This is a genomic window from Nocardiopsis sp. CNS-639 (assembly GCF_000381685.1).
GTDB lineage: Bacteria > Actinomycetota > Actinomycetes > Streptosporangiales > Streptosporangiaceae > Nocardiopsis > Nocardiopsis dassonvillei.
The window spans coordinates 46,116-71,141 of sequence record NZ_KB906858.1 but is presented as its reverse complement, the minus strand read 5'-3'; the positions used below and the strand labels follow the sequence as shown (position 1 = coordinate 71,141).

21 protein-coding genes are annotated in these 25,026 nt (G+C 73.5%); 7 read left to right on the top strand and 14 right to left on the bottom strand.

Annotation, left to right across the window (positions count from 1 at the left end; genetic code table 11):
* Nucleotides 1-25: 25 nt before the first annotated feature.
* Complete coding sequence (locus G011_RS0109650; RefSeq protein ID WP_019608280.1) at nt 26-856, bottom strand: DUF3159 domain-containing protein; 831 nt, start codon at nt 854-856, stop codon at nt 26-28.
* 271 nt (nt 857-1,127) lie between these two features.
* On the opposite strand from G011_RS0109650, the gene G011_RS0109645 reads away from it, so the two are divergent.
* Complete coding sequence (locus G011_RS0109645; RefSeq protein WP_019608279.1) at nt 1,128-2,231, top strand: serpin family protein; 1,104 nt, start codon at nt 1,128-1,130, stop codon at nt 2,229-2,231.
* Nucleotides 2,232-2,274: 43 nt separating this feature from the next.
* On the opposite strand, the gene G011_RS0109640 is transcribed toward G011_RS0109645, so the two are convergent.
* From G011_RS0109640 to valS, 4 genes are all read right to left on the bottom strand, one after another.
* Nucleotides 2,275-3,015: a PIG-L deacetylase family protein gene (locus tag G011_RS0109640; protein ID WP_019608278.1), complete on the bottom strand. Its 741-nt coding sequence runs from the start codon at nt 3,013-3,015 to the stop codon at nt 2,275-2,277.
* Nucleotides 3,016-3,096: 81 nt separating this feature from the next.
* Nucleotides 3,097-3,960 carry a DUF3710 domain-containing protein gene (locus G011_RS0109635; protein ID WP_013153897.1) on the bottom strand — a complete coding sequence of 288 codons (864 nt, stop codon included), beginning with the start codon at nt 3,958-3,960 and terminating at the stop codon, nt 3,097-3,099.
* A 56-nt stretch (nt 3,961-4,016) separates the two neighbouring features.
* Nucleotides 4,017-4,493 carry a dUTP diphosphatase gene (gene dut / locus G011_RS0109630; RefSeq protein WP_019608277.1) on the bottom strand — a complete coding sequence of 159 codons (477 nt, stop codon included), beginning with the start codon at nt 4,491-4,493 and terminating at the stop codon, nt 4,017-4,019.
* A gap of 109 nt (nt 4,494-4,602) precedes the next feature.
* Nucleotides 4,603-7,179, bottom strand: a complete 2,577-nt coding sequence (valS, locus tag G011_RS0109625) for a valine--tRNA ligase (protein ID WP_026338174.1) — start codon at nt 7,177-7,179, stop codon at nt 4,603-4,605.
* Nucleotides 7,180-7,384: 205 nt separating this feature from the next.
* Between valS and G011_RS0109620 the strand changes: the two genes are divergently transcribed.
* Nucleotides 7,385-7,663, top strand: a complete 279-nt coding sequence (locus tag G011_RS0109620) for a DUF4235 domain-containing protein (RefSeq protein ID WP_019608275.1) — start codon at nt 7,385-7,387, stop codon at nt 7,661-7,663.
* A gap of 195 nt (nt 7,664-7,858) precedes the next feature.
* On the opposite strand, the gene G011_RS0109615 is transcribed toward G011_RS0109620, so the two are convergent.
* The 3 genes from G011_RS0109615 to G011_RS0109605 all read right to left on the bottom strand — a co-directional run bounded on the left by G011_RS0109615 (nt 7,859) and on the right by G011_RS0109605 (nt 10,517).
* Complete coding sequence (locus G011_RS0109615; protein WP_013153901.1) at nt 7,859-8,155, bottom strand: DUF4193 domain-containing protein; 297 nt, start codon at nt 8,153-8,155, stop codon at nt 7,859-7,861.
* Nucleotides 8,156-8,616: 461 nt separating this feature from the next.
* Nucleotides 8,617-9,867: a HAMP domain-containing sensor histidine kinase gene (locus G011_RS0109610; protein WP_019608274.1), complete on the bottom strand. Its 1,251-nt coding sequence runs from the start codon at nt 9,865-9,867 to the stop codon at nt 8,617-8,619.
* Nucleotides 9,864-10,517, bottom strand: a complete 654-nt coding sequence (locus G011_RS0109605; RefSeq protein WP_026338173.1) for a response regulator transcription factor — start codon at nt 10,515-10,517, stop codon at nt 9,864-9,866. Before G011_RS0109605 ends, G011_RS0109610 begins: the two co-directional genes overlap by 4 nt.
* Before the next feature lie 696 nt (nt 10,518-11,213).
* Here G011_RS0109605 and G011_RS32060 point away from each other — a divergent pair.
* Entirely contained in the window at nt 11,214-11,378 is a 165-nt protein-coding gene (locus tag G011_RS32060) for a hypothetical protein (protein ID WP_013153904.1), read from the top strand.
* Nucleotides 11,379-11,475: 97 nt separating this feature from the next.
* Here the strand turns inward: G011_RS32060 and G011_RS0109595 are convergent, their stop codons facing one another.
* The 3 genes from G011_RS0109595 to G011_RS0109585 all read right to left on the bottom strand — a co-directional run bounded on the left by G011_RS0109595 (nt 11,476) and on the right by G011_RS0109585 (nt 15,750).
* Nucleotides 11,476-12,288: an inositol monophosphatase family protein gene (locus G011_RS0109595; protein WP_019608272.1), complete on the bottom strand. Its 813-nt coding sequence runs from the start codon at nt 12,286-12,288 to the stop codon at nt 11,476-11,478.
* A gap of 97 nt (nt 12,289-12,385) precedes the next feature.
* Nucleotides 12,386-14,422, bottom strand: a complete 2,037-nt coding sequence (locus G011_RS0109590) for a S9 family peptidase (protein WP_019608271.1) — start codon at nt 14,420-14,422, stop codon at nt 12,386-12,388.
* 308 nt (nt 14,423-14,730) lie between these two features.
* Complete coding sequence (locus G011_RS0109585; protein ID WP_019608270.1) at nt 14,731-15,750, bottom strand: ferrochelatase; 1,020 nt, start codon at nt 15,748-15,750, stop codon at nt 14,731-14,733.
* Nucleotides 15,751-15,894: 144 nt separating this feature from the next.
* On the opposite strand from G011_RS0109585, the gene G011_RS0109580 reads away from it, so the two are divergent.
* Entirely contained in the window at nt 15,895-17,193 is a 1,299-nt protein-coding gene (locus G011_RS0109580; RefSeq protein ID WP_026338171.1) for a D-arabinono-1,4-lactone oxidase, read from the top strand.
* A gap of 107 nt (nt 17,194-17,300) precedes the next feature.
* Here G011_RS0109580 and G011_RS0109570 read toward each other — a convergent pair whose 3' ends face one another.
* Nucleotides 17,301-18,389: a hypothetical protein gene (locus G011_RS0109570; protein ID WP_019608268.1), complete on the bottom strand. Its 1,089-nt coding sequence runs from the start codon at nt 18,387-18,389 to the stop codon at nt 17,301-17,303.
* A 571-nt stretch (nt 18,390-18,960) separates the two neighbouring features.
* On the opposite strand from G011_RS0109570, the gene sepH reads away from it, so the two are divergent.
* A complete protein-coding gene (gene sepH, locus G011_RS0109565; protein ID WP_019608267.1) occupies nt 18,961-20,400 on the top strand; it encodes a septation protein SepH in 1,440 nt (479 codons plus the stop codon).
* A gap of 55 nt (nt 20,401-20,455) precedes the next feature.
* Here sepH and G011_RS0109560 read toward each other — a convergent pair whose 3' ends face one another.
* Both G011_RS0109560 and G011_RS0109555 read right to left on the bottom strand, forming a co-directional pair.
* Entirely contained in the window at nt 20,456-22,408 is a 1,953-nt protein-coding gene (locus G011_RS0109560) for a PH domain-containing protein (protein WP_019608266.1), read from the bottom strand.
* Nucleotides 22,408-22,980 carry a PH domain-containing protein gene (locus G011_RS0109555; RefSeq protein ID WP_081461781.1) on the bottom strand — a complete coding sequence of 191 codons (573 nt, stop codon included), beginning with the start codon at nt 22,978-22,980 and terminating at the stop codon, nt 22,408-22,410. Before G011_RS0109555 ends, G011_RS0109560 begins: the two co-directional genes overlap by 1 nt.
* A gap of 222 nt (nt 22,981-23,202) precedes the next feature.
* Between G011_RS0109555 and G011_RS0109550 the strand changes: the two genes are divergently transcribed.
* The gene (locus G011_RS0109550; RefSeq protein ID WP_019608265.1) at nt 23,203-24,177 is read left to right on the top strand and encodes a daunorubicin resistance protein DrrA family ABC transporter ATP-binding protein; all 975 of its coding nucleotides are present in this window, start codon (nt 23,203-23,205) and stop codon (nt 24,175-24,177) included.
* Nucleotides 24,174-25,007, top strand: a complete 834-nt coding sequence (locus tag G011_RS0109545; RefSeq protein WP_019608264.1) for an ABC transporter permease — start codon at nt 24,174-24,176, stop codon at nt 25,005-25,007. Before G011_RS0109550 ends, G011_RS0109545 begins: the two co-directional genes overlap by 4 nt.
* Nucleotides 25,008-25,026 lie beyond the last annotated feature (19 nt).

The following is a 25,026-nucleotide window of genomic DNA, read 5'->3' as shown; positions in this document are numbered from 1 at the left end:
GCCGCGCGTCCGCCGGGACGCCCCCTCAGTCCGCCGTCTCGTCCCGGGCCGGCTGCTCCCGCTCCCCCAGCGGGGTGCGCCCCCGGGCCAGCACCCAGACCATGGCCGCGAACGCCGCTACCTGGAGGGGCCAGCCCATGGCGACCTTGGAGAAGCCCAGCAGGGCGAAGGTGTCGGCCCAGCCGTAGTGGTCGGCCATCCACAGCGGGTACTGCACGAGCACGCGGATCACGCAGGGCAGGACCAGCAGCCAGGTCAGGCGTGAGGCCAGGGTGACCACGGCCGGGTTGGCGCGCCAGGAGGTGAAGTCCTCCTTGTCGCCGATGAACGGACCGATCATCAGCCCGATCGCGGGCCAGCGCACCAGCACCGACAGGCTCAGCACCACGGCGTAGACCGCGTTGTAGATGACGCCCGGCAGGAAGGCGTCGGCGGCGTTGCCGCTGCGCATCGCGAAGACCGCGGCGATGCCGATGCCGAACAGGCTGGTGAGCACGTACTGCACCGAGGAGCGCTGCACGAGCCGGACCGCGCCCAGGATCAGGGCCGCGACCACGCCCAGGACGATCGAGAGCCGCAGCTCCGAGCTGACGACGTAGGAGACGGTGAAGGTCAGGGTGGGCACCGCCGCCTCGACCATGCCGCGCTTGCCGCCCAGCGCCTTGGCCAGCTGCGAGCGCACGAGCGCCTCGACCGTGTCCTCGGTGACCGCCGGGCGGTCCGCCGCCGTGGCGCCCCGGCCGGGGTCGCGTTCCGGGGCGGGGACGTCCCCGGAGTCCGGGGTGCCCGCCGCGGCCCTGTCGTCCGCCCCGGCGGCCGGGGCGGCCTCCTCGGCGGCCCGCTGGTGCTCAGTCATCCTGCTCCTGCTCGGGTTCGGTCGTGGGCGGTCGTCGCCGCGCGGGGCGTCCAACACGGTTCCGCGCGCCGTGTCGGCCCAAGCCTATGTGACGTGCGACCGGTCGCGGGGTACGCGCGGTGGTCGCGCGGATGCGCTCCGCCCGCCTTTGCCCCCTTGGGTCCGGGCTTGTCGCGTGCGGCTTCTCACCCGGCTGCGCACCCTGGCGGTGGAGGAGGGCCGTTCCGTACGCTGGCGACCAGACACCGGAGCCGAGAGCGAGCAGGAGCCCATGCAGACGAGCACGTCCCCGCGCCGGGACCATCTGGAGTTCGCCGCCGCGCTGGACCGGGTGCTGACCCGGCCGGGGGAGTCGCACGTGTGGTCCCCCCACTCGGTGGGCACGGTGCTGGCGCTGCTGGCCACCGGCGCCCGGGAGCGCACCCTGGCCGAACTGGAGGCGCTGCTGGGCGCGGACGTGCGGGGCCAGCTGGAGGAGCTGGACGCGGCCGTGGCCGCCGAGCCCGGACTCGACCTGGCCAGTCTCAACGGCCTGTACGTGCCCGCCGACCTGGAGGTCCTGCCGGGTTTCGCGTCCCGGGTGCGCGAGCGCGCCGGGGCCGAGGTGGAGCACGCCGACTTCGAGCACGACTCCGAGGGCGTGCGCTCACGGGTCAACGCCCGTGTGGCGGAGGTGACCCGCGGCCTGATCGAGGAGCTGCTCCCCGCGGGCAGCGTCCACCCGGGAGTGCGGCTGCTGCTGGTCAACGCGCTGTGGGTGAAACTGGCCTGGCCCGACCCCTTCGACCCCGCCCGGACCCGGGACAGGCCCTTCCACGCCCCGTCGGGCAGGCGGAAGGTGCCCACCATGCACCGTTCGGCCCGTCTGCCGCACGCGCGGGCCCGGGGGTGGAGCATGGTGAGCCTGGAGGGCGACCACGGCCTGACCCTGGACGTGCTGCTGCCCGACGAGCGCTCCGCCGCTCCCGCCCCGGTGACGGCCGACGCGTTCGCGGACCTGTACGCCCACCGCTCCTCCCAGCAGGTGGACCTGGCCCTGCCGCGCTTCGAGGTGGAGACCGACACCTCCCTGCTCGAACCGCTGGCGGCGCTGGGCGTGCGCGACCTGGCCACGGACGAGGCCCGCTTCGACGGGATCAGCCCGGAACCGCTGCGCGCCGACGAGATCCTGCACCAGTCGGTGCTGCGGGTGGACGAGAAGGGCGCCGAGGGCGCCGCCGCGACCGCCGTGATGATGCTCCGGGCGGCCGCGGTGGCGCCGAGGCCGGTCGCGTTCACCGTGGACCGGCCGTTCGTGTTCGTGCTGCGCCGCGGCGGGGCGGTCCTGTTCCTGGGCCGCGTCACCGACCCCGTGGATCCTGGCCCCGCCTCCTGACCCCGCCGGGGCCGCGCCGCCGCCCGCGCTCGCGGGCGGCGGCTCAGACCTCGAACACCTCGAAGGCGGTGGCGAGGGGGACCCCGGCCCACTCCCCCGCCTGGGCGGCGGCCCGGGGAAGGAAGGACTTCTGGTCGAACCCCTCCAGGTTGGCCAGGTAGAGGGCGTGGGCGTCCAGCGACGCCACTCCCGCGGCCAGGTCGGCCTCGCCCAGTTCGACGTAGTGGGTGGCCAGGGGTGAGGCGCCGAAGGCCACGAAGCGCACGCCCGACCACGGCTGGAGGCCCTCCTCCAGTTGCTCGCGGAACACCCACCGGTTGGCCGCGTCGCGGACCGCGTCCAGCAGGGCCGGGCCGAGCACCCGGTGGTCGGCGTGGTTGAGGGCGCTCGACCCCGTGAAGTGGTCGCGGAAGTTGATGGAGACGATCACGTCGGGGCGGTGGCGCCGGATCGCCTCGGCCAGTGCGGCGCGCAGCGGGATCCCGTACTCCAGGGTGCCGTCGGGGAAGTCGAGGAACTCCACGGTGCCCGCGCCGACCGCCGCCGCGGAGGCGCGCTGCTCGGCCATGCGCAGCGGCGCGCACTCCTCGGGGGCGATGGTGTCGATGCCCGCCTCGCCCCGGGTGACCAGCAGCTCCACCACGTCCTTGCCCTGGCCGGTCCAGCGGGCGATCGCTGAGGAGCTGCCGAACTCCAGGTCGTCGGGGTGGGCCACCACGGCCAGGGCACGGTTCCAGTCCTCGGGGAGCGGCCGGGGCGCGCTGTTCTCCGTCGTCTGCGTCATGTGCCACAGACTACGGAAGACGGCGCGCCCTGCCCGGCGCCTCACCGGCGGCGCGGGATCCCGCTTCGCCCCGGGAGGCCGCTACTCCCCCGAGCCGCCCGCGGCGCCGCCGGGCTGGCCACCGTTCCCCGCGGGCCGCGCGCCGGGCGCGGCGCCGTTGGGAGAGCGGCCCGCGTTGCCGCGCTGGGCCGCCTGCTGGGCGGCGCGCGCCTTGGCGGCCTCGGCCATCTTCTCCTGGATCTGTTTGGGCACGGTGATGGGCAGCAGCTCGCTCGGCGGCACCGGGTGGTCCCCGCGCACCACCACGATGTTGGCGAAGAGGTGCTCGACCTCGGCCATCACCTCGGGTTTGGAGGCGCCCTCGCCGCGGATCACGCCGCGCAGCACCCAGCGCGGCCCGTCCACGCCGATGAAGCGCACCCGCTGGGCGAGCTGCTTGCCGTCCTCGGTCGTGCGTCCCTTGACCGGGACCAGGGCCTTGAGTTCGGGGCCGAAGGTTCCGTCGTGCTCCTCGGCCTTGCCGCCCTGCTTGACGACCTGCTCGCGCAGCTCCTCACGCATCTCGTCCCACAGCCCGGAGGACTTGGGCGCGGCGAAGGGCTGCACCTGGAGGGCGCTCTTGCCCCGCACCAGGGTGACGCCGATGATCTTCTGCTTGCCCTGGGAGTCCTGGGCGACGTTCACCTGGATCTCGGTGCCCTGCTCCATGGGCAGCCGCATGCTGCCCAGGTCCATCCGCTCGGCCTCGGGAGCGTCCTCGGTGGAGTCCCACGGCCCGGAGGAGCGGTGGCGGTCCGCGTCCTTGGGCTGCTGCTCCCGGGAGCGCTCCGGCTCGATCTCGTTGCCGAAGGAGACCGCCCCGGCGGCGCCCTCGCGCCTGGGCGCGGCCCGCGTCCCCGTTCTCTCGGTCTCTTCGTCCCGCTTCTTGCGGCGGCGTCCGAACACGCCTTCACCTCTTCGCTTCCGTCGGTCCCGGATGACTCCGGGGATTCGGGGCGCCGTCACCGCTGTGCGGCGTGCCCCCCGGTCGAACCGAAACCACCCGTTCCCCGCGCCGACTCCGGGAGGGAGTCGGCCTCGACGAACACCGCCCGTTCCACGCGCTGGAGCACCAGCTGCGCGATCCGGTCGCCCCGGGTCAGCTTCACCGGGGTGTCCCTGTCGGTGTTGATCAGGGTCACCCTGATCTCGCCGCGGTACCCGGCGTCGACCGTGCCGGGCGCGTTGACGAGCGTGACCCCGCAGCGCGCCGCGAGGCCCGAGCGCGGGTGCACGAAGGCCGCGTACCCGTCGGGCAGGGCGATGGCCAGGCCGGTGGGGACCGTGGCCCGCTGCCCGGGCTCCAGGGTGACGTCGACGGCGGTGTACAGGTCCGCGCCGGCGTCGCCGGGATGGGCGTACTCGGGCAGGGGGAGGCCGGGGTCCAGTCGGTGGACCGTGACGGGGATCCGCCCGCCTTCCAGGGATGTGGTACTCACATCGGCCGAGCCTATCGCTCTCCGGGCGATGAACCGGTGTCCAGCACCGCCGATACGCGAACGGGGGCGGCCCGTGTGGGCCGCCCCCGTTCCGTGCTTCTCCGTGGCCCTACTCGGCGGGGGCCTCGGGCAGGGTCACCTCGACGGTGAGATCGGCGTCGTCGGTGGCACGGAAGTCGATCCCGGAGGCGCGGCCCGCGGCGGCGATGTCGGCGCTGGCGGCGCGCGCGGCGTCGACCCGCTTGCCCGAGACGCTGACGTGCTCGACCTCGGCCCGCATGGACAGCTTGGCCTCGGACTTGGCCTTGCGCACGGCGCGCAGCACCTCGGCGGTGGCGGCCAGGACGGCGGGGTCGCCGTCGGCCGCCGCGGCGCGGTACTCGGCGGTGTCGGGCCAGCGCTGGGCGTGGACCGAGCCCTCCTGCCACCAGCTCCAGACCTCCTCGGCCACGAAGGGCACGAAGGGGGCGAAGAGCCTGTGCAGGGCGCCCAGGGCGACCAGCAGCGCGGCGCGGGCGGAGGCGCCCTCGGCCGACTGGGTGTCGTAGGCGCGGGCCTTGACCAGCTCCAGGTAGTCGTCGCAGAAGTCCCAGAAGAAGCGCTCGGTGCGCTCCAGGGCCCGGGTGTGGTCGTAGGCGCGGAAGGCGGAGGTGGCGTCCTCCACGACGTCGGCCAGCGCGGCCAGCATCGCCCGGTCCAGCGGCTGCGTCACCTGCGCGGGGTCGGCGACGGCGCCCTCACCGGCCACGGACATGACGAACTTGCTGGCGTTGAGGATCTTGATGGACAGCCTGCGGCCGACCTTCATCTGGCCCTCGTCCATGGCGGTGTCGGTGCCCAGGCGACCGCTGGCCGCCCAGTACCGGACCGCGTCGGAGCTGTACTTCTCCAGCAGCGCCAGCGGGGTGACGACGTTGCCCTTGGACTTGGACATCTTCTTGCGGTCGGGGTCCAGGATCCAGCCGGAGATGCCGGTGGTGCTCCAGGGCAGGGTGCCGTTCTCGAAGTGGGCCCGGACCACGGTGGAGAAGAGCCAGGTGCGGATGATGTCCTGGCCCTGGGGCCGGTAGTCCATGGGGAAGACGCGCCGGTACAGGTCCGGGTCGCGCTCCCAGCCGGAGGCGATCTGCGGGGACAGCGAGGAGGTCGCCCAGGTGTCCATGACGTCGGGGTCGCCCATGAAGCCGCCCGCCTGCCCGCGCTGGTCCTCGGTGTAGCCCTCGGGCGCCTGCGAGCTGGGGTCGACGGGCAGCTGGTCCTCGGTGGGGACGATGGGCTCGTCGTAGCACGGGTTGCCGTCGGCGTCCAGCGGATACCAGACCGGGAAGGGCACGCCGAAGAAGCGCTGGCGGCTGATCAGCCAGTCGCCGTTGAGGCCCTCGACCCAGTTCTCGTAGCGGGCGCGCATGTGCTCGGGGTACCAGGTGAGCTCGCGCCCGCGCCGCAGGAGCTGCTGGCGCAGGTCCTCGTCCCGCCCGCCGTTGCGGATGTACCACTGGCGGGTGGTGACGATCTCCAGGGGCTTGTCGCCCTTCTCGTAGAACTTCACCGGGTGGGTGATGGGCGTCGGCTCGCCGACGAGGTCGCCGCTCTCGCGCAGCAGGGCGACGGTGCGCTCGCGCGCGGTGTGGACGGTGGCGCCCACGAGCGTGTCGTAGGCCTCGCGGGCGGCTCCGCTCTCCAGGCCCTTGGGCGGGTCGGCCATGATGCGGCCGTCCCAGCCGATGATGGGCCGGGTCTCCAGCTGGAGCTCGCGCCACCAGGTGACGTCGGTGGTGTCGCCGAAGGTGCAGATCATGGCGATGCCGGACCCCTTCTCGGGGTCGGCGAGGCGGTGGGCCCGCACCGGGACCTCGACGCCGAAGACGGGGGTGCGCACGGTGGTGCCGAACAGGTCCTGGTAGCGCTCGTCGTCGGGGTGGGCGACCAGGGCGACGCAGGCGGCCAGCAGCTCGGGGCGGGTGGTCTCGATGTGGACCGGGGTGCCGTCGGGCTTGTGGAAGGCGACCTTGTGGTAGGCGCTGGGGCGCTCGCGGTCCTCCAGCTCGGCCTGGGCGACCGCGGTGCGGAACGTGACGTCCCACAGGGTGGGCGCCTCGGACATGTAGGCCTCGCCGCGGGCCAGGTTGCGCAGGAAGGCGCGCTGGGCGGCGGCGCGGGAGTTGTCGTCGATGGTGGCGTAGGTGTGGCGCCAGTCGACGCTCAGCCCGAGGCGGCGCCAGATGGACTCGAAGACCTTCTCGTCCTCGGCGGTGAGCCGGTCGCACAGCTCGATGAAGTTGCGCCGGGAGACGGGGACCTGCCGCTTGGGGTCGGGCTTGGCGGGCGGCTGGAAGTCCGGGTCGTAGGGGATCGACGGATCGCAGCGCACGCCGTAGTAGTTCTGGACGCGCCGCTCGGTGGGCAGGCCGTTGTCGTCCCAGCCCATGGGGTAGAAGACGGCCTTGCCGTTCATGCGCTGGAAGCGCGCGACGGTGTCGGTGTGCGTGTAGGAGAACACGTGGCCGATGTGCAGCGACCCGGACACCGTGGGCGGCGGGGTGTCGATGGAGTAGACGTCCGCGCGCTCGGCCGTGCGGTCGAAGTGGTAGACGCCGGACTCATCCCATACGTCGACCCACTTCGCCTCGATACCGTCCAGCGAGGGCTTGTCGGGCATGCGGAAGGAATGAGAGCCGTTGGTCATGGGGCAATGGTAGTGCTCTCCGGGCCGTGGTCGCTCCGGGTTTCGGGCCGTCACAGCGGGGGTCGGCACCCCCCTCGGGCACGCTGGCGCGGGGTTGGCCCCTGACTCCCGCGAACGGACGTGAAAGGATCTCCCCGTACGCACGGGAGGATGTGCGCCGGCCGCGCATCCTCCGTACACCCAACGGAAAACGGTGAAGGATTCGATGGCTAAGAAGGACGGCGGTGACTTCGGCCCCGCCCTCGTGGGCTTCGCGGCCGGGTTCGCCGCGCAGTACGTCATGCGCAAGGCCCTGAACTTTGCCTGGACCCGCGTGACCGGCGAGGAGCCGCCCACGGACGTGGACTCCCCCGACATCAGCCTGGGCACGGCGCTGACCTGGGCCGTGATGGCCGGTGTCGGCACCGAGGTGGCCCGGGTGCTGGCCGTGCGCGCCGCCCGCGCCAGGATGTTCGGCGCCGGTCCCGGCGAGCTGGAGGTCTGACGCCGCGAAGGCGACGACGGCGGGCGGCCGACCGCACCGTAGTGTGGTCGGCCGTCCGCCGTCGTGTTCCACCGCGCTCCCCGCGAGGAGCCCGGAAGGCCTCACACGCTCCCTCCGAACGGCGGCGGGGTGGTTTCGCGGCCGCGCGGACGGGAGCCGCCCGGGACGGGACGGTTCAGGGGCCGTCCCGTCCGGTCAGGCGCACTCCTTGCAGACCAGCTGACCGGCGCGCTGCTCGGCGAGCTGGCTGCGGTGGTGCACCAGGAAGCAGCGCGAGCAGGTGAACTCGTCGGCCTGGCGCGGGAGCACGCGCACCGCGAGTTCCTCCCCCGACAGGTCGGCGCCGGGCAGCTCCATGCCCTCGGCCACCTCGTCGGGGTCGACGTCGATCGTGCCGGTGCCCTTGTCCACGCGCCGCGCCTGCAGCTCCTGGAGGCTGTCCTCGTTGATGTCCTCGTCAGTCTTGCGCGGGCTGTCGTAGTCGGTGGCCATCTCTGCTAACTCCCATCCCCCTCGTTCAGTGCCTCGTCGCGCGGGTGTAACGCTTGAGAGACCTTGGTTGTGCCCGGTTCGGCCGATGAGTTTTCCCGATGTCGGCGGACCGTGTCCCCTCCCGGGCCACTGTCCACAGGTCAGCAGCACTTTCGCCGCCTCGTGACCGAAGGCGGCCACGTGTGGCTGCGCTGGGGCCGTACCCCTGTGTACTACCCAACGTCGGCTGCCTCGTAGACCTGGGAAATCCGTTTTCGCCCACTCCGGACAAAGCGCGGGACACTCCCCCAGGGGCGGACGAAAAGCAGGACATGCCCACGTCAGGAGGGATTCCCTCCGTGTCCACGCCCGGGGAAGCATACCCACCCGGGGTCGGCACCCGTGACACGGGCCGGCGTGTCATCGGACACGTATAGATACCACGAAGGCCGGCCAAACGCAGCTTGGCCCGGTGGACGGGTTCAGCGCCGCTCCGCGCCCTCTCCCGGAGGAAGGGGAAGGCGCACGGTGACGACCAGTCCTCCCCCGGCTCGCGGCCACGCGGTCACCGCGCCCTCGTGCGCGCGCACCACGGACCGGACGATGGACAGGCCCAGCCCCGCGCTGCGGCCCGAGCCCACCCGGTCGCCGGAGCCGCGGCGGAACGGCTCGAACAGGCCCTCGATCTCGTAGGCGGGGATGACCTTGCCGGAGTTCTCCACCTGGACGGCGGGCGTTCCCTCGTACATGCCGCTGCGCACGGTGATCTCGCCCGACTCGACGTTGTACTTGAGGGCGTTCTCCACCAGGTTGGCCACGAGCCGCTCCAGCAGCACGGGGTCGCCGACCACCGTCGCGGGGCGCAGGTCCTGGCGCAGGCTCAGGCCGGAGTCGGCCACCGGTCCGCTGAGCTGGCTGAGCACCGTCCCGGCCACCTCGCCCAGGTCGACCTTGGCGCGGACCTCCAGCTCGCGGTCGCTCTTGGCGAGCAGGAGCAGCCCCTCGATGAGGCGTTCGTGGCGGGCGTTGGTCTCCAGCAGGGTCTGTCCGACGCTCTTGAGGTCGGCCGAGACGTCGGGGGCGCTGAGCGCCACCTCCAGCAGGGTGCGGTTGATCGCCAGCGGCGTGCGCAGCTCGTGCGAGGCGTTGGCGACGAAGCGGCGCTGGCCGTCGAAGGCGCGGTCCAGGCGCTCCAACATGCCGTCGAAGGTGTCGGCGAGCTCGCGGATCTCGTCGTCGGGCCCGGACAGGGCGATGCGCTCGTGCAGGGAGCGCTCCGACAGGCGGCGGGCGATGCGGGTGATCTTCTGGAGCGGGGACAGCGCCCTTCCGGCCACCGCGTAGCCCAGGGCGACCGCGAGCAGGCCCACCAGGAACAGCGCGAGCAACGAGAACCGGGTGACGTGGGTGAGCACCTGCTCGATGAGGTCCCTGTGCGCCCGCAGCTCGGCGAAGCTCTGCTCGACCAGGAGCGCGTTGAGCAGGACCGCGACGATCAGGTAGTTGACCAGGACCAGCACGGAGCCCGCGGCGAAGAACAGCATCCCGTAGATGAGGGTGAGTCGCGCGCGCAGGCTGAGGTTGTCGGTGAAGTGGTGTACCCGGGCGGCGGCCGCGGAGCGCTCGGCCCCCGCGCCCTCGGGGGTGAGGGTGTTGAGGCGCCGCCACGTACCGGTGTCGCCGGGGCGGGTGGGCTCGACCTGTCCCGGTTCGGTCCGCTCCGCCGGTCTCACAGCCGGTACCCGGCGCCGGGGACGGTCTGGATGACGGGTGGGTCGCCGAGCTTCTTGCGCAGGGTCATGACGGTGACGCGGACGACGTTGGTGAAGGGGTCGGCGTTCTCGTCCCAGGCCTTCTCCAGCAGCCCCTCGGCGCTGACCACGGTCCCCTGGGCGCGCATGAGCACCTGGAGGACGGCGAACTCCTTGGGGGTGAGGGTGACCTCGCGGCCGTCGCGGTGGACGCGGTGGTTGGCCGGGTCGAGCGTGATGCCGTGGCGTTCCAGGACCGGGGGAAGCGGGGGCGCCGAGCGGCGGCCGAGGGCGTGGACCCGGGCGATGAGCTCGGCGAAGGCGAAGGGCTTGGCCAGGTAGTCGTCGGCGCCGATGGTGAGGCCCTCGACCTTGTCCTGGACGCCGTCGGAGGCGGTGAGCATCAGGATGCGCCCGTTGTAGCTCTCCTGGACCAGGGCGCGGGCCACGTCGTCGCCGTGGGTGCCCGGCAGGTCGCGGTCCAGCACGACGACGTCGTAGTCGTTGACCGCGGTGTACTCCAGGGCGGCGTCGCCGTCGTAGACCACGTCCACGGCCATCGCCTCGCGCCGTAGTCCGACCGCCACTGTGTCGGCCAGGACCCGTTCGTCTTCGACCACGAGTACGCGCACGTTGTCCTTCTCGAGCGTTGGTCCGCAAAGAAAGGGGGCCGCTGCCGGCGCATCCCCCAACACACCGGCAGCGGCGTTCTTGGTCCCGGCCGCGTCATCCGTTCTTTCACGGTCGGGGTAAGGAGACGGTAAACCCGTCGGGGCGGTTTCGCGAACCGCCCGCTTTCCTCGCCCCGCGTGAACGCGGGCGCTGGGCCGGGAGCTTCACGCTCCCCTGGGCACGGGGAGCCGCTGCCGGCGAATCCCCCAACCGCCGGCAGCGACTTAACCCCGCACATCTCAAATCTGACACATCAAGAATAAGAAACAAGTAAGCACCAGCCCTACCGGGAAAATGTGTCATGGGACACCCTTGTCCGACACATGGTGCAATCCGCACCGGAGGACCCCGTGCCCGGTCCCGGTGGCCTGTCGGCGCGCTCCCACGGCCCGGCGCGGCGGGGCCGGCCACCCGGAGACGGGGCGGCCGGGGGCGGATCACGAAAGCATCACACCGGAATTCGGTGGTTTGGGCGAAGCTCCGGCGGGGGTACAGGAGGAGGACGCGCGCGTGGACACCGGCCCCCGGCCGGACCGCGACGCGCACGCATGTCACAGGGACGTGACACTTCGACCGTGCGGACGCCGTGGCGTGCGCGAACGGATTCCGCGCCGGAGCACCCTCGTGCCCCGGCGCCTACCCCTGGAAGAGGTGCAATGGGCGAGTTCCTCGCGGAGATCAAGGTCCGTATCAACGAGACCTATCGGTCGTTCCAGGCTGCTCAGGCCGCCGGAGACGACTTCCTCGCCGACACTCACGCGTCGGAGCTGGAGGACCTGTACCGCATCGCGGCTCGCAACGGCGTCGACACCTGCGCCTGAAAGCGCTGAGGGGCGCGGTGGGCACACGGCCCGCCGCGCCCCTCGTGTGTTCCGGGGAACCCGGGGCCCCGCGAGGTGTCGCGGGGCCGGGCTCCCGTCAGCCGTCGGTGTCGGCGCCCAGCGGGGCCAGGAGGGCCTCCAGGGCTCCGTAGAGCTCAGGGCGGGCTGCGATGACCAGGTCGTTGCTGGGCGGCCCCGAGCGCGCTCCTCCCAGCCGCAGGCCCGCCTCACTCGCCACCAGGCCGGGGGCGCACCAGTCCCACGGGTGGAGGCCGCGTTCGTAGTAGGCGTTGCAGCGGCCCACGGCGAGTCCGGTCAGGTCCACCGCGGCCGACCCGCCGCGGCGGATGTCGCGGATGCGCGGGACCACCTCCAGCAGGACCCTGGCCTGCTGGACGCGGCGCTCGGGGAAGTACCCGAAGCCGGTGGCCACCAGGGCCTGCTCCAGCGGCACGGCGGGCGGGGCCTCCAGGACGCGGCCGTTCAGGCGCGCGCCGCCGCCGAGGACCGCCTCGTAGGACTCACCGAGCCGGGGAACGTTCACGGCGGCGGCCACCACCACGCCGTCGACCTCCGCGGCGACGGACACGGCCCACTCGGACCGGCCGTACAGGTAGTTGACGGTGCCGTCGATGGGGTCCACGACCCAGCGCACACCGCTGGTGCCGCCCTCGCCGCCGCCCTCCTCCCCGAGGAAGGCGTCGTCGGGGCGCGCGGCGAGCAGGCGGGTGCGGATGAGCTCCTCGGTGGCCCGGTCCATCTCGGTGACGACGTCGGTGGGGCTGGACTTGGTGTCGAGCACGGTGATGCCCGCCTGTCCCTTGGCGGCGAGCTCACCCGCCTCCGCGGCCACGCTCACGGCGAGGTCGCGCAGGCTCTCGCGGTCGGGTGCGGCGTGGGTGGTACTCACTGGCTGTCCTCCGTGGCGTGGTGTCGCGCGCCGGGGTGCGTCCCGGACGCGGGTCCGGCCGGGGCCGCGGTCGCGGCCCCGGCCGGGCGTGGGCGGCTCAGAGCAGTTCGGGCCTGCTCCACTCCTTGCCGTGCACGTGGTGGTCGAGGAAGGCGAAGACCGTCTCGTACCAGATCCGGGCGTTCCCGGGGGTGAGGATCCAGTGGTTCTCGTCCGGGAAGTACAGGAACTTGGCGTCCACCTCGTGCAGCATCAGGTCGCGCCACAGGCGCAGTCCCTCGGAGATGGGCACCCGGTAGTCCTTGTCGCCGTGGATGACGAGCATCGGGGTGCGGATGCGGTCCGCGTGCAGGTGCGGGGAGTTGAGGGTGTAGCGCTCGGGGCGCTCCAGCGGGGTACCGAACTCGCGCTCCCACACCGGCGGGTAGTCGGTGGTGCCGTTGAAGCCGTCCAGGCCCCAGAGGGAGGCGTGGGAGACGATGGCCCTGAACCGGTCGGTGTGCCCGGCGATCCAGTTGGCCATGTAGCCGCCGAAGGAGCCGCCCATCATGGCGGTGCGCTCGGCGTCGATGTCCTCGCGCGCCTCGGCGGCGTCGGTGACGGCCATGACGTCGGCGAAGGTGCGCGGCCCCCACTGGCCCCAGGCGCGGCGGAGCATGTCCTGGCCGTAGCCGGTGGACAGGGCGGGGTCGGGCAGTAGAACGGCGTAGCCGCGCGCGGCGAGCAGCCACGGGTTCCAGCGCCAGGACCAGCCGTTGAAGCTCATGTAGGGGCCGCCGTGGACCCAGAGCATGAGCGGGGCGGGCGAGTCGGCCGAGGCCTCCTCGGGCAGCACCAGCCAGGAGCGGATCGGGGTGCCGTCGTCGGCGGTGGCCTCGATCTCGGTGAGGGTGCCGGGCATGGTGAGCTCGGAACCGGGGGTGCGCAGGTGCACGGGCTGGCCGTCGGCGGCGTCGGCGGCCAGGCGCACGGGCGCGGGCGGGGCGTCCCAGGCGTCGCGCAGGGCGTAGACGTGGCGGCCGTCGGGGGACGGGTTGAGGTTGCTGTAGGCGCCGTGGTCGCCGGTGATGCGGGTGAGCGCGCCGCTGGCCAGGTCGATCCGGAAGACGGGTCGGCGGCCGCCGTGGTCGGCGACGAGGAACACCGCGCCGGAGTCGGCGGCCCAGGCGAGTTCGCGGGGCCACAGCTCGTGGTCGGCGAGCAGGTCGCGGCCCTGTCCGGTGGCCAGGTCGACCAGCCAGGCGGTCTCGTCCCGGGGTTCGCCGTCGTAGTCGCCCTGGGAGCTGCGCACGAGCAGGACGTGGCGGCCGTCGGGGGAGACGAGCGGGCTGTCGAAGTCGTGGTCGGGGTCGGTGGCCAGGGTGCGGCGCCGGCCCGTGGCGGTGTCGATGGCGACGACGTCGGTGCGCCGGGCGCCCCGGCCGACGGGGACCTGCCACTCGGTGACCAGGGTGGCGCCGTCGGGGGTGAGATCGCCGCTCGCGCCCAGGAGCGCCATCCCCGCGTCGGGGGTCAGGTCGCGCGGGTCGCCGAGCCTGGCGTCCTCGTCCGCGGGCGGTTCGGCGACCAGGTAGCGGGGGTGCCCGGGGCCGATGTCGCTGTCCCAGGAGCGCACGGGCAGCGCCTCGTGCAGGATGGCGGTGACCCCGGCCTCCTCGCGGGCCTTGCGCGCCTCCCTGTCGGCCTCCTCGTCCTCGCTGCGGGGGAGGGTGTCGGCGGTGAGGGCGACCAGGCCGGAGTCGCGGGCGACCGTGAAGGAGCCGATGCCGCCGGGGCGGGAGGCGACCTGGCGGGCCTCGCCGCCGTCGGCGGGCAGGAGCCACAGGGCGGTGCGGGCCTTGGCGTCGGCCTCGGCCTCGGGGTCGGGGCGGCCGGTGGTGAACAGGACCGAGCCGTCGGGGAGGAAGCCGACGCCGCTCTCGCCCTTGGCCGAGCGGGTGAGGCGTCTGGGGGCGCGCCCGCCCTCGGACTCGGGGGCGGTGTCGATCTCCCACAGGGCGCTGCGGAAGGACTTGGCGTCGGGGGCGAGGCCGCTGACGGGCGCGACCAGACGGGTTCCGTCCGGCGAGAGGCGCAGTCCGTTGACACGGCGAAGTCGGACGTACTCCGGCAGTTCATACCAGGAACGGACCAAGACACATACTCCCTGAACGTCGGCGTGGGGTCGGGGCGGACACCGTCGAGCGGGCCGTGGGGCGACTGTGGTCCCCCGCCCCCGCGGGCGGTGTCAGCAGCGTTTACTCACCTTCCCACACGTCCGGGACGGCGGGTCGGGTCGGGGCGCGCATCCCGTGAGAGGCCGCGGGAGGCCCTCCACTCCAGGATGACCCGCCCGGGGCCGTCGCACCAAGCCCTTTCGCCGACCTGTGGACAACCCCGCGCCGAGCCGCGCCGGGACCGCCGGCCGACGGCGGGGACCCGTCGGCCGCGCAGTTCAGCGCCTCAGGCCGGGCACGAGCAGTCGGTGCAGCGCGCGAGCGAGCTCAGGCGCCGGGGCTCGGCCCGTTCGGCGTACTCGCGGACCAGGTCGGTCACCATGGACACGAACGCGGGGTGCGTGCCGGGGCTGAGCGCACGCTCGTAGCCGATGCCGAGCTCCTTGGCGGTGTCGCGGGCCTCCACGTCGAGGTCGAACTTGACCTCCATGTGGTCGGAGACGAAGCCGTGCGGGACCACGACCACGGCGGGCACGCCCTCGGCGGCCAGCTCCCCGATGCGGTCGTTGACGTCGGGCTCCAGCCAGGGCTGGCTGGGCGGGCCGCTGCGGCTCTGGTAGACGACCTCGTACGGGTAGTCGCGGTCGAGCCGCCCGGCCACCAGGCTCGCCACCTCGGCCAGCTGGGCGCCGTAGGCCCCCTCGGGGCCGAAGGCCTGTCCGGGGCCGCCGCTGGCCTCGGCCATCGCCGTGGGGATGGAGTGCGCGGAGAAGAGCAGGTGCGCGCCCTCGCGCTGCTCCGCGGGCAGGGCGTCCAGGGCGGCGCGGGTGTGCTCGACCAGCGGTTCGACGAACCCCGGGTGGTCGTAGAAGGGCCGGATGAGGTCCACCTCGGGGGCGTCCTCGCCCAGCGCGGCGCGGGCGCGGGCGATGTCCTCCTCGTAGGCGGTGCGGCTGGACCAGTTGCAGTACGCGGAGGTGGGCAGCGCCAGGATGCGGCGCACGCCGTCCTCCTTCATCCGGGCGAGGGTGTCGGTGAGCATCGGGGCCCAGAACCGGTTGCCCCAGTAGACGGGCAGGTCGATCCCGTTGGCGGCGAAGTCGGCGGTGACCGCGGCGAGCAGGTCGCGGCACTGCTGGTTGATCGGGCTGACACCGCCGAAGAGGAAGTAGTGCTCGCCGACCTCGGCGAGCCGCTCACGGGGGATGTTGCGGCCCCGGGTGACGTTCTCCAGGAACGGGATGACCTCGTCCTCCCCCTCCGGGCCGCCGAAGGAGATCAGCAAAAACGCGTCGTAGTAGCTCACAGCTCTTATGAAACCAGCTCCGCCGGACCGGCTCGCGCGACCCCCCGGATGCGTGTCCTGTGGTCTTGGCCTCCCCCGCCCGGGGGCCGGGTCCGGGGGAACCCGGCTCTGGCCGCGCGGGTGACCGGTCGGTAATGTCACCGCATGACAGATGTGATGTGGCACACATGGGCGGGCACCCACCAGGCCCGGCCCAGGCGCACGGCGGCTCCGGGGAGCACCGCGGAGGTCGCCGCGGCGGTCTCCTCGGCCGCCGCCGAGGACCTGCGCGTCCGCATGGTCGGCACGGGTCACTCCTTCACCGACGTGGCCGTCACCGACGGCCTCCTCCTCTCCCCCACCTCCCTGACCCGGGTGCGCTCGGTCGATCCCGCCGCGGGCACGGCCACCGTCGAGGCGGGCCTGCCCCTGTGCGACTTCAACGACGTGCTGGCCGGGCACGGGGCAGCCCTGGCCAACATGGGCGACATCGCCGTGCAGACCATGGCGGGCGCGGTGCAGACCGGCACCCACGGCACCGGCCGGGACGCGGGCGGGCTGGCCTCGCAGGTGGTCGGCATGGAGATGGTGCTCGCCGACGGTTCGGTGGTGGAGTGCTCGGCCGAGCGGGAGCCGGAGCTGTTCCAGGCGGCGCGGGTGGGCCTGGGCGCCTTCGGCGTGGTCACCGCGCTGACCATGGCGGTGCGCCCGGCCTTCCTGCTGCACGCGCGCGAGGAGCCGATGCGGTTGGAGGAGGTGCTGGAGCGCCTGCCGGAGCTGCGCGCCGACAACGACCACTTCGAGTTCTACTGGTTCCCCCACACCGGCAACACCAACACCAAGCGCAACAACATCAGCGCGGGGCCGGCCCGACCGCTCTCGCCCTTCCGCGCCTGGCTGGACGACGAGTTCCTGTCCAACACACTCTTCGAGCGCGTCAACCGGGTGTGCCGCCGCTTCCCCCGCGCGGTGCCCGCGGTGAACCGGGTCAGCTCGCGCGCGCTGACGGCGCGCAGCTACACCGACGCCTCGTACCGGGTGTTCGCCTCGGTGCGCGACGTGCGGTTCGTGGAGATGGAGTACGCGATCCCCGCCGAGCACCTGGCCGACGTGCTGCGCGAGGCCGGGTCGATCGTGGACCGGGGCGGCCACCGGGTGAGCTTCCCGGTGGAGGTGCGCTTCGCCCCGGCCGACGACGTGTGGCTGTCCACCGCCTACGGGCGCGACACCGCCTACGTGGCGGTGCACATGTACCAGGGCACCCCCTACGACGCCTACTTCGCCGACCTGGAGTCGCTGTTCACCTCCGTGGGCGGGCGCCCCCACTGGGGCAAGATGCACACGCGCGACCGCTCCTACCTGGAGGGCGTCTACCCGATGCTGGGCCGGGCCCTGGCGGTGCGGGACCGCGTGGACCCCGGGCGCCGGTTCGGCAACGCCTACCTGGAGCGGGTGCTGGAGTAGCCGCGCGGCACGACCGGCCCGGGGCCGCCGTCGACGCGCCGGCCGCCCCGGGCGCCTCGCGGCGGCCGGCCCCGACGGCTGAGGGGCCCGGCCGCCGCGAGGCGCGCTCAGCCGGTCTGGGGCACGGCGGGCGGGGGCGCGGGGACGGCCTCCTCGCCGCCCTGTCCGCCGGTCCCGGGGCCGGGGACCTGCCCGCCCGGGTCCTGGGTCCCGCCGCCGTCCTCCGGCGGTTCGGTGGGCTCGGTGGTCCCGCCGGTGCCGCCGGGGACCTCCTCCTCCGTGCCGCCGCCCTCGCCGGTCCCGTCGTCCTCGGGCGCTCCGGTCTCGGGGGCGGGCTCGGTCGGCTGGCCGGTGCCCGGGACCTGCTCCTGCTCCCCGAACGAGGGGTCGGGGGTGTCGTCGCCGTTCCCCTGGTTCTCGGGCTCGTCCTCCTCGGCCGGGGGCGCGTAGGTGGAGCCGCCGAACAGCGTGGGCGCGCTGGGCTCCTCCGAGCCCTGGGTCCAGGAGGTCAGCGAGCGCCCGGTGAACAGCTCGAACACCAGGATGACCAGCATGGCCAGGGCGAAGACCGCGGCGGCCGGGATGACCAGGGAGCGCCAGCCGCGCCGCCGACCGTCCTCGCGTTCGCCGGCGTCCCCGACTTCGCCGTCGGAGTCGCCGTGATCACCGGAGTCGTCCGCGCCCGGAGGCCACGGGCCGACGGCGGGCATCCGCGCTGTGGCGCCGGGGTCGGCCGGTGTCCGGGTCCGGCCGTCCAGCGCGGGCAGGGCCATGGTGCGGGTGGCGTCGGCGTCCTCCTCACCCCGGGACGGGGGCGCGGTCCCGGTTTCGGAGACCTGCCGGAGCAGGGCGGTCTCGGAGATGCCCTCGGGCGGCGGCGCCACCGGAGCCCCCGGGGCGTTGGGTACCGCAGCGGCGCCCCTGGGACCGGAGGCCCGCCCGGCCAACTGCCTGGCCTGCTCGCCGCCGCGTGAGAACCAGTGCTGCAGCAGCGGGCTGACGAGTGTGCTGAGCGCGGCCATGACGGCGGCGCCGATGACCGTGCCGTACACGTTCAGGTAGGAGGCCGCGGTGGCCGCGGCCAGCGTCGCGGCTCCGGCACCGGCGACCTGGGAGACGCTCAGGTCGAACTTCTTCCTTCCATTGGCGTCCTCCTCCCCTTCTTCCTGGTCGTCGTGGTGTGCGGTCCGACCCATCCGGTCGTCCCCCCTTCGTCGGCCGCGCACGGGCGCGACGGGACTGTCAGCGCGGGATGGGCGTGTGGTGGGGCATACAACCCCACAGACCCCGAACTTCACATTTCGCCCATAGCTTGATAACTCAGGCTAAGGGCGACAGGTTTCCGATAACGCCATGAAATAAGAAGCATCACTCTCTGGTACACATCGGCGTGTCGAGTTGCGTCCCGGAGGGTCCGTGTACCCGTGGAACGGTCCGGGATCGGAGTTTTTCCCAGACCTGGGGTGATTCGGGAGACGCGGGATACCATCACGGCTGAGCCCTCGTGCGGGATCGGCGACATTCCCCCGCGATCGCTCCCGGTCGCGGAAGGGTCAGCGTGCCAAGATTGGCACCGAAGCGACCGTGAGGGCCCCGGGTACCCCCGGGGCGGCTCCCACCGCGGCGACAGCCGCGGATCGGGAGGCGGGCACACAGTTCGGACATGCCGGGCGCGGTACTGGCCGAACAGTTGTCGGCCGACCAGACTTGGAGAACGCGGGGGTGGGTCGCGGGACCTGCCCTCGACGGGACGCGAAAGGGAGGGCGATGCACGAGCTTCGCCTCGTGGCCGTGAGCGAGGACGGCACCTACCTGGTGCTCGCCAGCGCCGGCCGTGGAACCCGTTTCACGCTGCCCGTCGACGACCGCCTCCGCGCCGCAGTACGCGGCCAGTTCTCCCGGCTCGGCCAGTACGAGATCGAAGTGGAGAATCCGTTGCGCCCCAAGGAAATCCAGGCCCGTATCCGGTCCGGCGAGACCGCGGAGGCCATCTCCGAGATCTCCGGTATCCCCATCGAGAGGGTCCGCTGGTTCGAGGGCCCCGTCCTCCAGGAACGCGAGTACATCGCCCAGCAGGCCCAGCGCGCGAGCGTGCGCGCGCACGGCGACGCCGCCCCGGGCCCCTCCCTGGAGGAGCTGGTCACCAAGCGGATCGGCGCGCACCAGTTGGAGACCGGTGACGCGACGTGGGACTCGTGGAAGCGCGAGGACCGGTCCTGGCAGCTCAAGCTCGTGTTCCTGCACGGCGGCGAGGAGCGCGTCGCCCACTGGCTGTACGAGCCCAGACACAACAGCGTGGCCCCCGCCGACGAGGAGGCCGCCCGGTTCTCCTCACCCGACCCCGAACCCGTCTCCTCCCCCGGCGCGACCGTGACGCCCTTCGCCCCGCGCCGCACCGAGACCGCCTCGGACCTGCCCCGGCCCGAGTCCCAGCCGTCCTCCGAACGCGAACGCCCCGCGCCCCTGCGCCCGTCCTCCGCCGCGCACCGGGACGAGCCGCCTCGCCCGGCGCCGCCCGCGCGTCCGGCCGCCGCCGAGCGCCACCCCGCCGAACGCCGTCCCGTCGAGCGGGAGCGGGCCCCGGAGCGGCCCGCCGAGCGCGAGCGGGCCACCGGACGCCAGCCACTGGAGTGGGACCGCTACCCGGAGCCGCAGGCGGAGCGGTACGAACGGCCGCGCAGGGAACAGCCCGTCGAGCGCCCCGCCGCGCGGGCGGAACCCGAGCGGTGGCCCGCGTACGAGCGCGGGGCCGAGCCAGAGCGGCGGACGCGGAGCGAACGCTGGTCCGAGTCCGAGCGGTGGCCCGAGACCGCCGCCCGCGACGAACCCCCGGCACGGGAGCGCCACCGCCCCGAGCGGCGGACCGAACCGGCCGCCTACGACGAGCCCGCGGTCGAGGAACAGCGCCGTCCCGAACGCCGGGCGGACTGGCCGGAGGCCCGTCCCGCCAGGCCGGTCGAGCCCGAGGCCGCCCCGCCCGCCGCGGAGGGCCCCGCCCAGCAGCGTCCGGCCCCGCGCCGCCGCCGCGCCACCATCGACCTCAACGACAACGGCGTCCCCCGCCGCGCCGCCGAACAGCCGCCCGCGGCCGCGGTCCCGGCCGCCGCCAACAGCGTCCCTTCCGCGGCCAAGCGCAAGGGACGCGGCCGACGCGCCTCGGTCCCGTCGTGGGACGAGATCATGTTCGGCTCCAAGAAGGACGAGTAGGGCGCTCCCGCGTCCGCGGGGAGGGGTCGGCCGCACGGTGCGGCCGACCCCTCCCTCACGTCCGCTCCGGTCCGCGCGGGTCCGGCCGCACGCCCCCGCCGTCCGGCCCCGCGTCCCGCGGGTCGACGAGGAAGGGGCGCACCATCTCGGGGGTGACCCGGGCGGCGAAGGCCACCGACTCCTCGAACGAGGCGTCCTGCGCGGTGTAGCCGCCCGCGCCCGCGCCGACCGTGACCTGGAGGTCGGCCAGCGAGGACGGGCGCTGGAAGAGGGTCTGGGTCCAGGTCCAGCCGATCACCGCCGAGTGCTCCACCGTCGCCTGGGAGCGGCGCAGGGAGCCCGAGCGCACGCTCACCCGCTCGCCGTCGTGGCCGTGGCCCAGGGAGCGGTACCGGTCCACGCCCAGGGGCACGCCCAGCACCGCCAGGACTCCGGCCGCCCAGGCCGGCCACGCCGCGTCCACGGCCAGGGCGACCGCCAGGAGCAGCACGAAAGGCCCCGAGGAGCGGGTCAGGCGGCGGTACAGGGCGGCGCGCGGATGCCGGTTCAGGCCGCCCCGGTACCGGGCCAGCGCGCGGTCCACGACGTCCTCGACCACCGCGCGGGGCCCGATCGGCAGCAGCACCGCGCGGTTGGCGGTGTCGCCCAGCCCGGTGACGATGGCCCGCAGGCGCACCGCCCCGCGCAGGCGTTCGAGGGGGTTGTCCAGGAGCTCGTACCCGCGGATGCGGCGCTTCTCCAGCGTCACGCTGCGCCGGGTGAGCAGTCCCCGCTCGGCGACCAGGGAGCCGTCGCGTTCCCTGAGGGTGAAGCCCCAGTGGGTGAGCGCGTAGGAGACCACCGCGAACACCGGCATCAGCAGCACCAGCGCACCGGCGAAGAGGGCCGCGGACAGCAGGATCAGGTTGTGGTCGGAGGTGGTCACCCAGTCCACGAAGTAGTCGGTGGCCAGTTCCCCCGCGGTCTGCTGGACCATCCCGAACAGGGTGGCCAGGACCGCGAACGGGGTGAGCAGGTACCCCAGGCTCAGCGTCCCGTACAGGTACCACGAGCGGGGCATGGCGAAGTGGGTGACGGTGTCGTCGCCCCCGGGGTCCCCGGGCCTCTCCCCGGGTTCCGGGGCGCCCTCGCCCGCGCCGGGCCCGCCCGGCGCGGCGGGTGACGCGACGGCCCCGGTCCCGCGACCGGTGAGCACCGCCCTGCGGTGCAGCAGCACCCGGCGCAGACGGTCGGCCTCGCCCGCCGACACGGCGTCGAGCTTGCCGTCCTCGGTGGCGCCCGCGGAGCCCGCGGCGGCCTCGACGTGGACCACGGCCACGCCCAGCAGCCGGTGCAGCAGGGTGCTGGTGACGTCCACGCCACGCACCCGCTCCAGCGGGATGGTGCGCTGGGAGCGGCGGAGCAGGCCCCGGCGGATCTCCAGCCGGTCCCCGGCGACCTCGTAACGGGTGGTGCGCCAGGTGACGATCCCGCCCACGAGCAGGGCCACGACGGTCGCTCCCGTGGCGGCGAGCACCCAGGCGTTGAACCCGCCGAGCACCAGCCCGGCGATGATCGGCACCAGGAGGCCCCTGAGCTGGTTGATGGGGCCCACGACCACGCTGCGGGGGCTGAGGCGGCGGGCGCGCTCGGCGCCGAAGGCCTCCGCGCCCCCGCCGTCCTGCCCGCCCCACCAGTCGCGGGGGCCGTCGGGACGCTCCCGCGCGGGCTCCGGGGGTGTCTCGGGGCCGGGGCCGGGGAGCGCGTGGGCGCCCGGGCCCTGGAAGGCGTGGGCGCCGGAGCCCGTGGGCGTGTGAACGCCGGGGCCCCACGCTTCGTGCCCGGAGCCCCGGGACCCGTGGGCGCCGGGGCTCCAGGGAGCCCGGGGGTCGGCGGTCGGGCCGCGGTCGGCGGCCTCCTCCGCGCCCCGGTCCGAGTGCGCGGGGCCGCTTCCGGGAGCGACCCAGCCGCCGTGGTCGTCGGGCTCGGCCGGGTCCGGCGGGCCGTGGTGTTCGCCGTGTCCGTCCATCAGGTCGCGTCGTCCCGCAGCGTGCCGGCGCGCACGGCCAGTTCCTCGCTCAGCAGGCGCGCCTCCTCGGCGTCCAGCCCCTCGATCGTGGACGACCCGGCGTAGGAGGCGGTCTGCACCTCCAGCGTCGCCACGCCGAACAGGCGCTCCAGCCACCCCTGCGTGTGGTCCACCGTCTGCAGGCGGTTGACCGGTACCAGCTGCCAGGAGCGGCTGACCCAGCCCGCCCGGGTGTAGATGACGTCCCCGGCCACCTCCCAGCGGTGCACCCGGTACCTCCACGAGGGGACGACGGCGATCCTGACCAGGGCGTAGAGCGCGTAGACCCCCGGCAGCAGCCAGGCGTTGTCCCTCGCCCACGGGGGGATCCACGCCCAGTCCAGCGACGAGGCCGCCCAGGCGACCGCCGACAGCATGAGCAGGACGACCACGCTGGCGAACATCAGACGCAGGGTCCACACACCGATCGCCCGGCCGCTCACGCGGCGCAGCGGCGGACGCAGCCGCGCGGTCGCCTCGTGCCCGGAGGGTCGCGGCGGCTCCTGGGGGCCGGGGGTTGCGGGGGTGTCCATCACGCGCACGAGTCTAGGGCCTCGCCCCGCGCCAGCCCCTTCCACCGCGGGCCGCGGACGCGGCGGCGGCGCCCTCCGCGCGGGCCGCCGACGGAAGGCGCGCGCCCTGACACGCGCTGACGAAGACGTCCGTTTCCTGGAGGTTTCTCCGTCATGCGCTGTCAGCGTTCTGTCAGACCGGTTGGCCAGACTTGACAGCAGACGTTGACACATGGAGGAGAGATGACTGACGCCATCCGCGCGGAGGGCCTGGTCAAGCAGTTCAAGGGCAAACGGGCCCTGGACGGCGTGGACCTGAGGGCCAGGACGGGGGCCGTGCTGGGCGTCCTGGGACCCAACGGCTCCGGGAAGACCACGACGGTGCGCATCCTGGCGACCCTGCTGCGCCCCGACGAGGGGCACGCCGAGGTGGGCGGCTTCGACGTGGCGCGCCAGCCCCACGAGGTGCGCCGCCTGATCGGGCTGACCGGCCAGTACGCGGCGGTCGACGCCGACCTGACCGGAACCCAGAACCTCGTGCTGATCGCCCGGCTGCTGGGCTTCGACCGGGCCGGGGCTCGGGCGCGGTCGGCGGAGCTGATGGAGCGCTTCGAGCTCTCCGACGCCGCCGACCGCCCCGCCAAGACCTACTCGGGCGGCATGCGCCGACGGCTGGACCTGGCCGCGAGCCTGGTCGGCCGCCCGTCGCTGCTGTACCTGGACGAGCCGACTACCGGCCTGGACCCGCACAGCCGCAACGGGCTGTGGGACGTGGTGCGCGGCCTGGTCGACGACGGAGTGACCGTCCTGCTCACCACCCAGTACCTGGAGGAGGCCGACCAGCTGGCCGACGACCTCATGGTGCTCGACCACGGCCGGGTGATCAGCGAGGGCACGCCCGAGGAGCTCAAGAGCCAGGCGGGCAACCAGGTGCTGGAGGTGCGCACCGTCGAGACCGGACAGCTGTCCCTGGCCACCAGGATCATCGAGGCGGTCACCAGCACGCCGGTGTCCTCCGACGGGCTGCTGGCCAGCGTCCCGGTCACCGACTCGGCGGTCCTGCCCGAGGTGGTGCGCCGCCTGGACGAGCAGGGTGTGGCCGTCGCCGAGCTGTCACTGCGCAAGCCCAGCCTGGACGAGGTCTTCCTCGCCCTGACCGGGCACGCCGCCGAGGAGGAGGCCCCCCGGGGAGCCGTTGAAGAAGGGACACCAGCATGAGCGCCGTGACGACCCGGACGCCGTCGGCGCGGCCGGAGGACGCACCGACCACCCCGAAGCGGATCAGTCCGCTGATCACCGTGCGCAACGGCCTTCAGCTGGCCTGGCGCAGCGTACTGAAGATCAAGGCCAACCCCGAAGAGGTCTTCGGGTTGATGTTGCAGCCGGTCATGTTCGTGACCCTGTTCGTCTTCGTCTTCGGACAGGCGATGATGGGCGACTGGCAGTCCTACCGCGACTTCCTGATGCCCGGCATCATCGCCCAGTCGGTCATCTTCGCCACGCTGGGCACCGGCTTCTCCCTCAGCGAGGACGTGGAGAAGGGCATCTTCGACCGGTTCCGGTCGCTGCCCATCGCCCGCTCGGCCCCGCTGACGGGCGCCATCCTCGGCGACCTGGTCCGGTACTCGATCACCGTGGTGATGGTGCTGGTGGTGGGCATGGCCATCGGGTTCCGCCCCGAGGGCGGCGTGGTGGGCGTGGTCGTGGCGGCCACCCTGGTGCTGCTGTTCGCGTTCGCCCTGTGCTGGATGTCGGCCTTCATCGGCATGATCGTGCGCACCCCGATGGCGGTGCAGGCGTTCGGGATGATCCTGATGTTCCCGCTGACCTTCAGCAGCTCGGCGTTCGTCAGCCCCGACGACATGCCCAGCTGGCTGCGGGTGGTGGCCGCCAACAACCCGGTCACCCACGTCGTGGACGCCATGCGCGCCCTGATGCTGGGTTCGGGCGAGGCCACCGGCCCGGTGCTGTGGACCGTGGTGTGGGCCGCGATCATCACCGCGGTCTTCTTCCCGCTGGCGGTGTGGGCCTACCGGCGCCGCACCTGACCGGTTCCCGACCAGGACA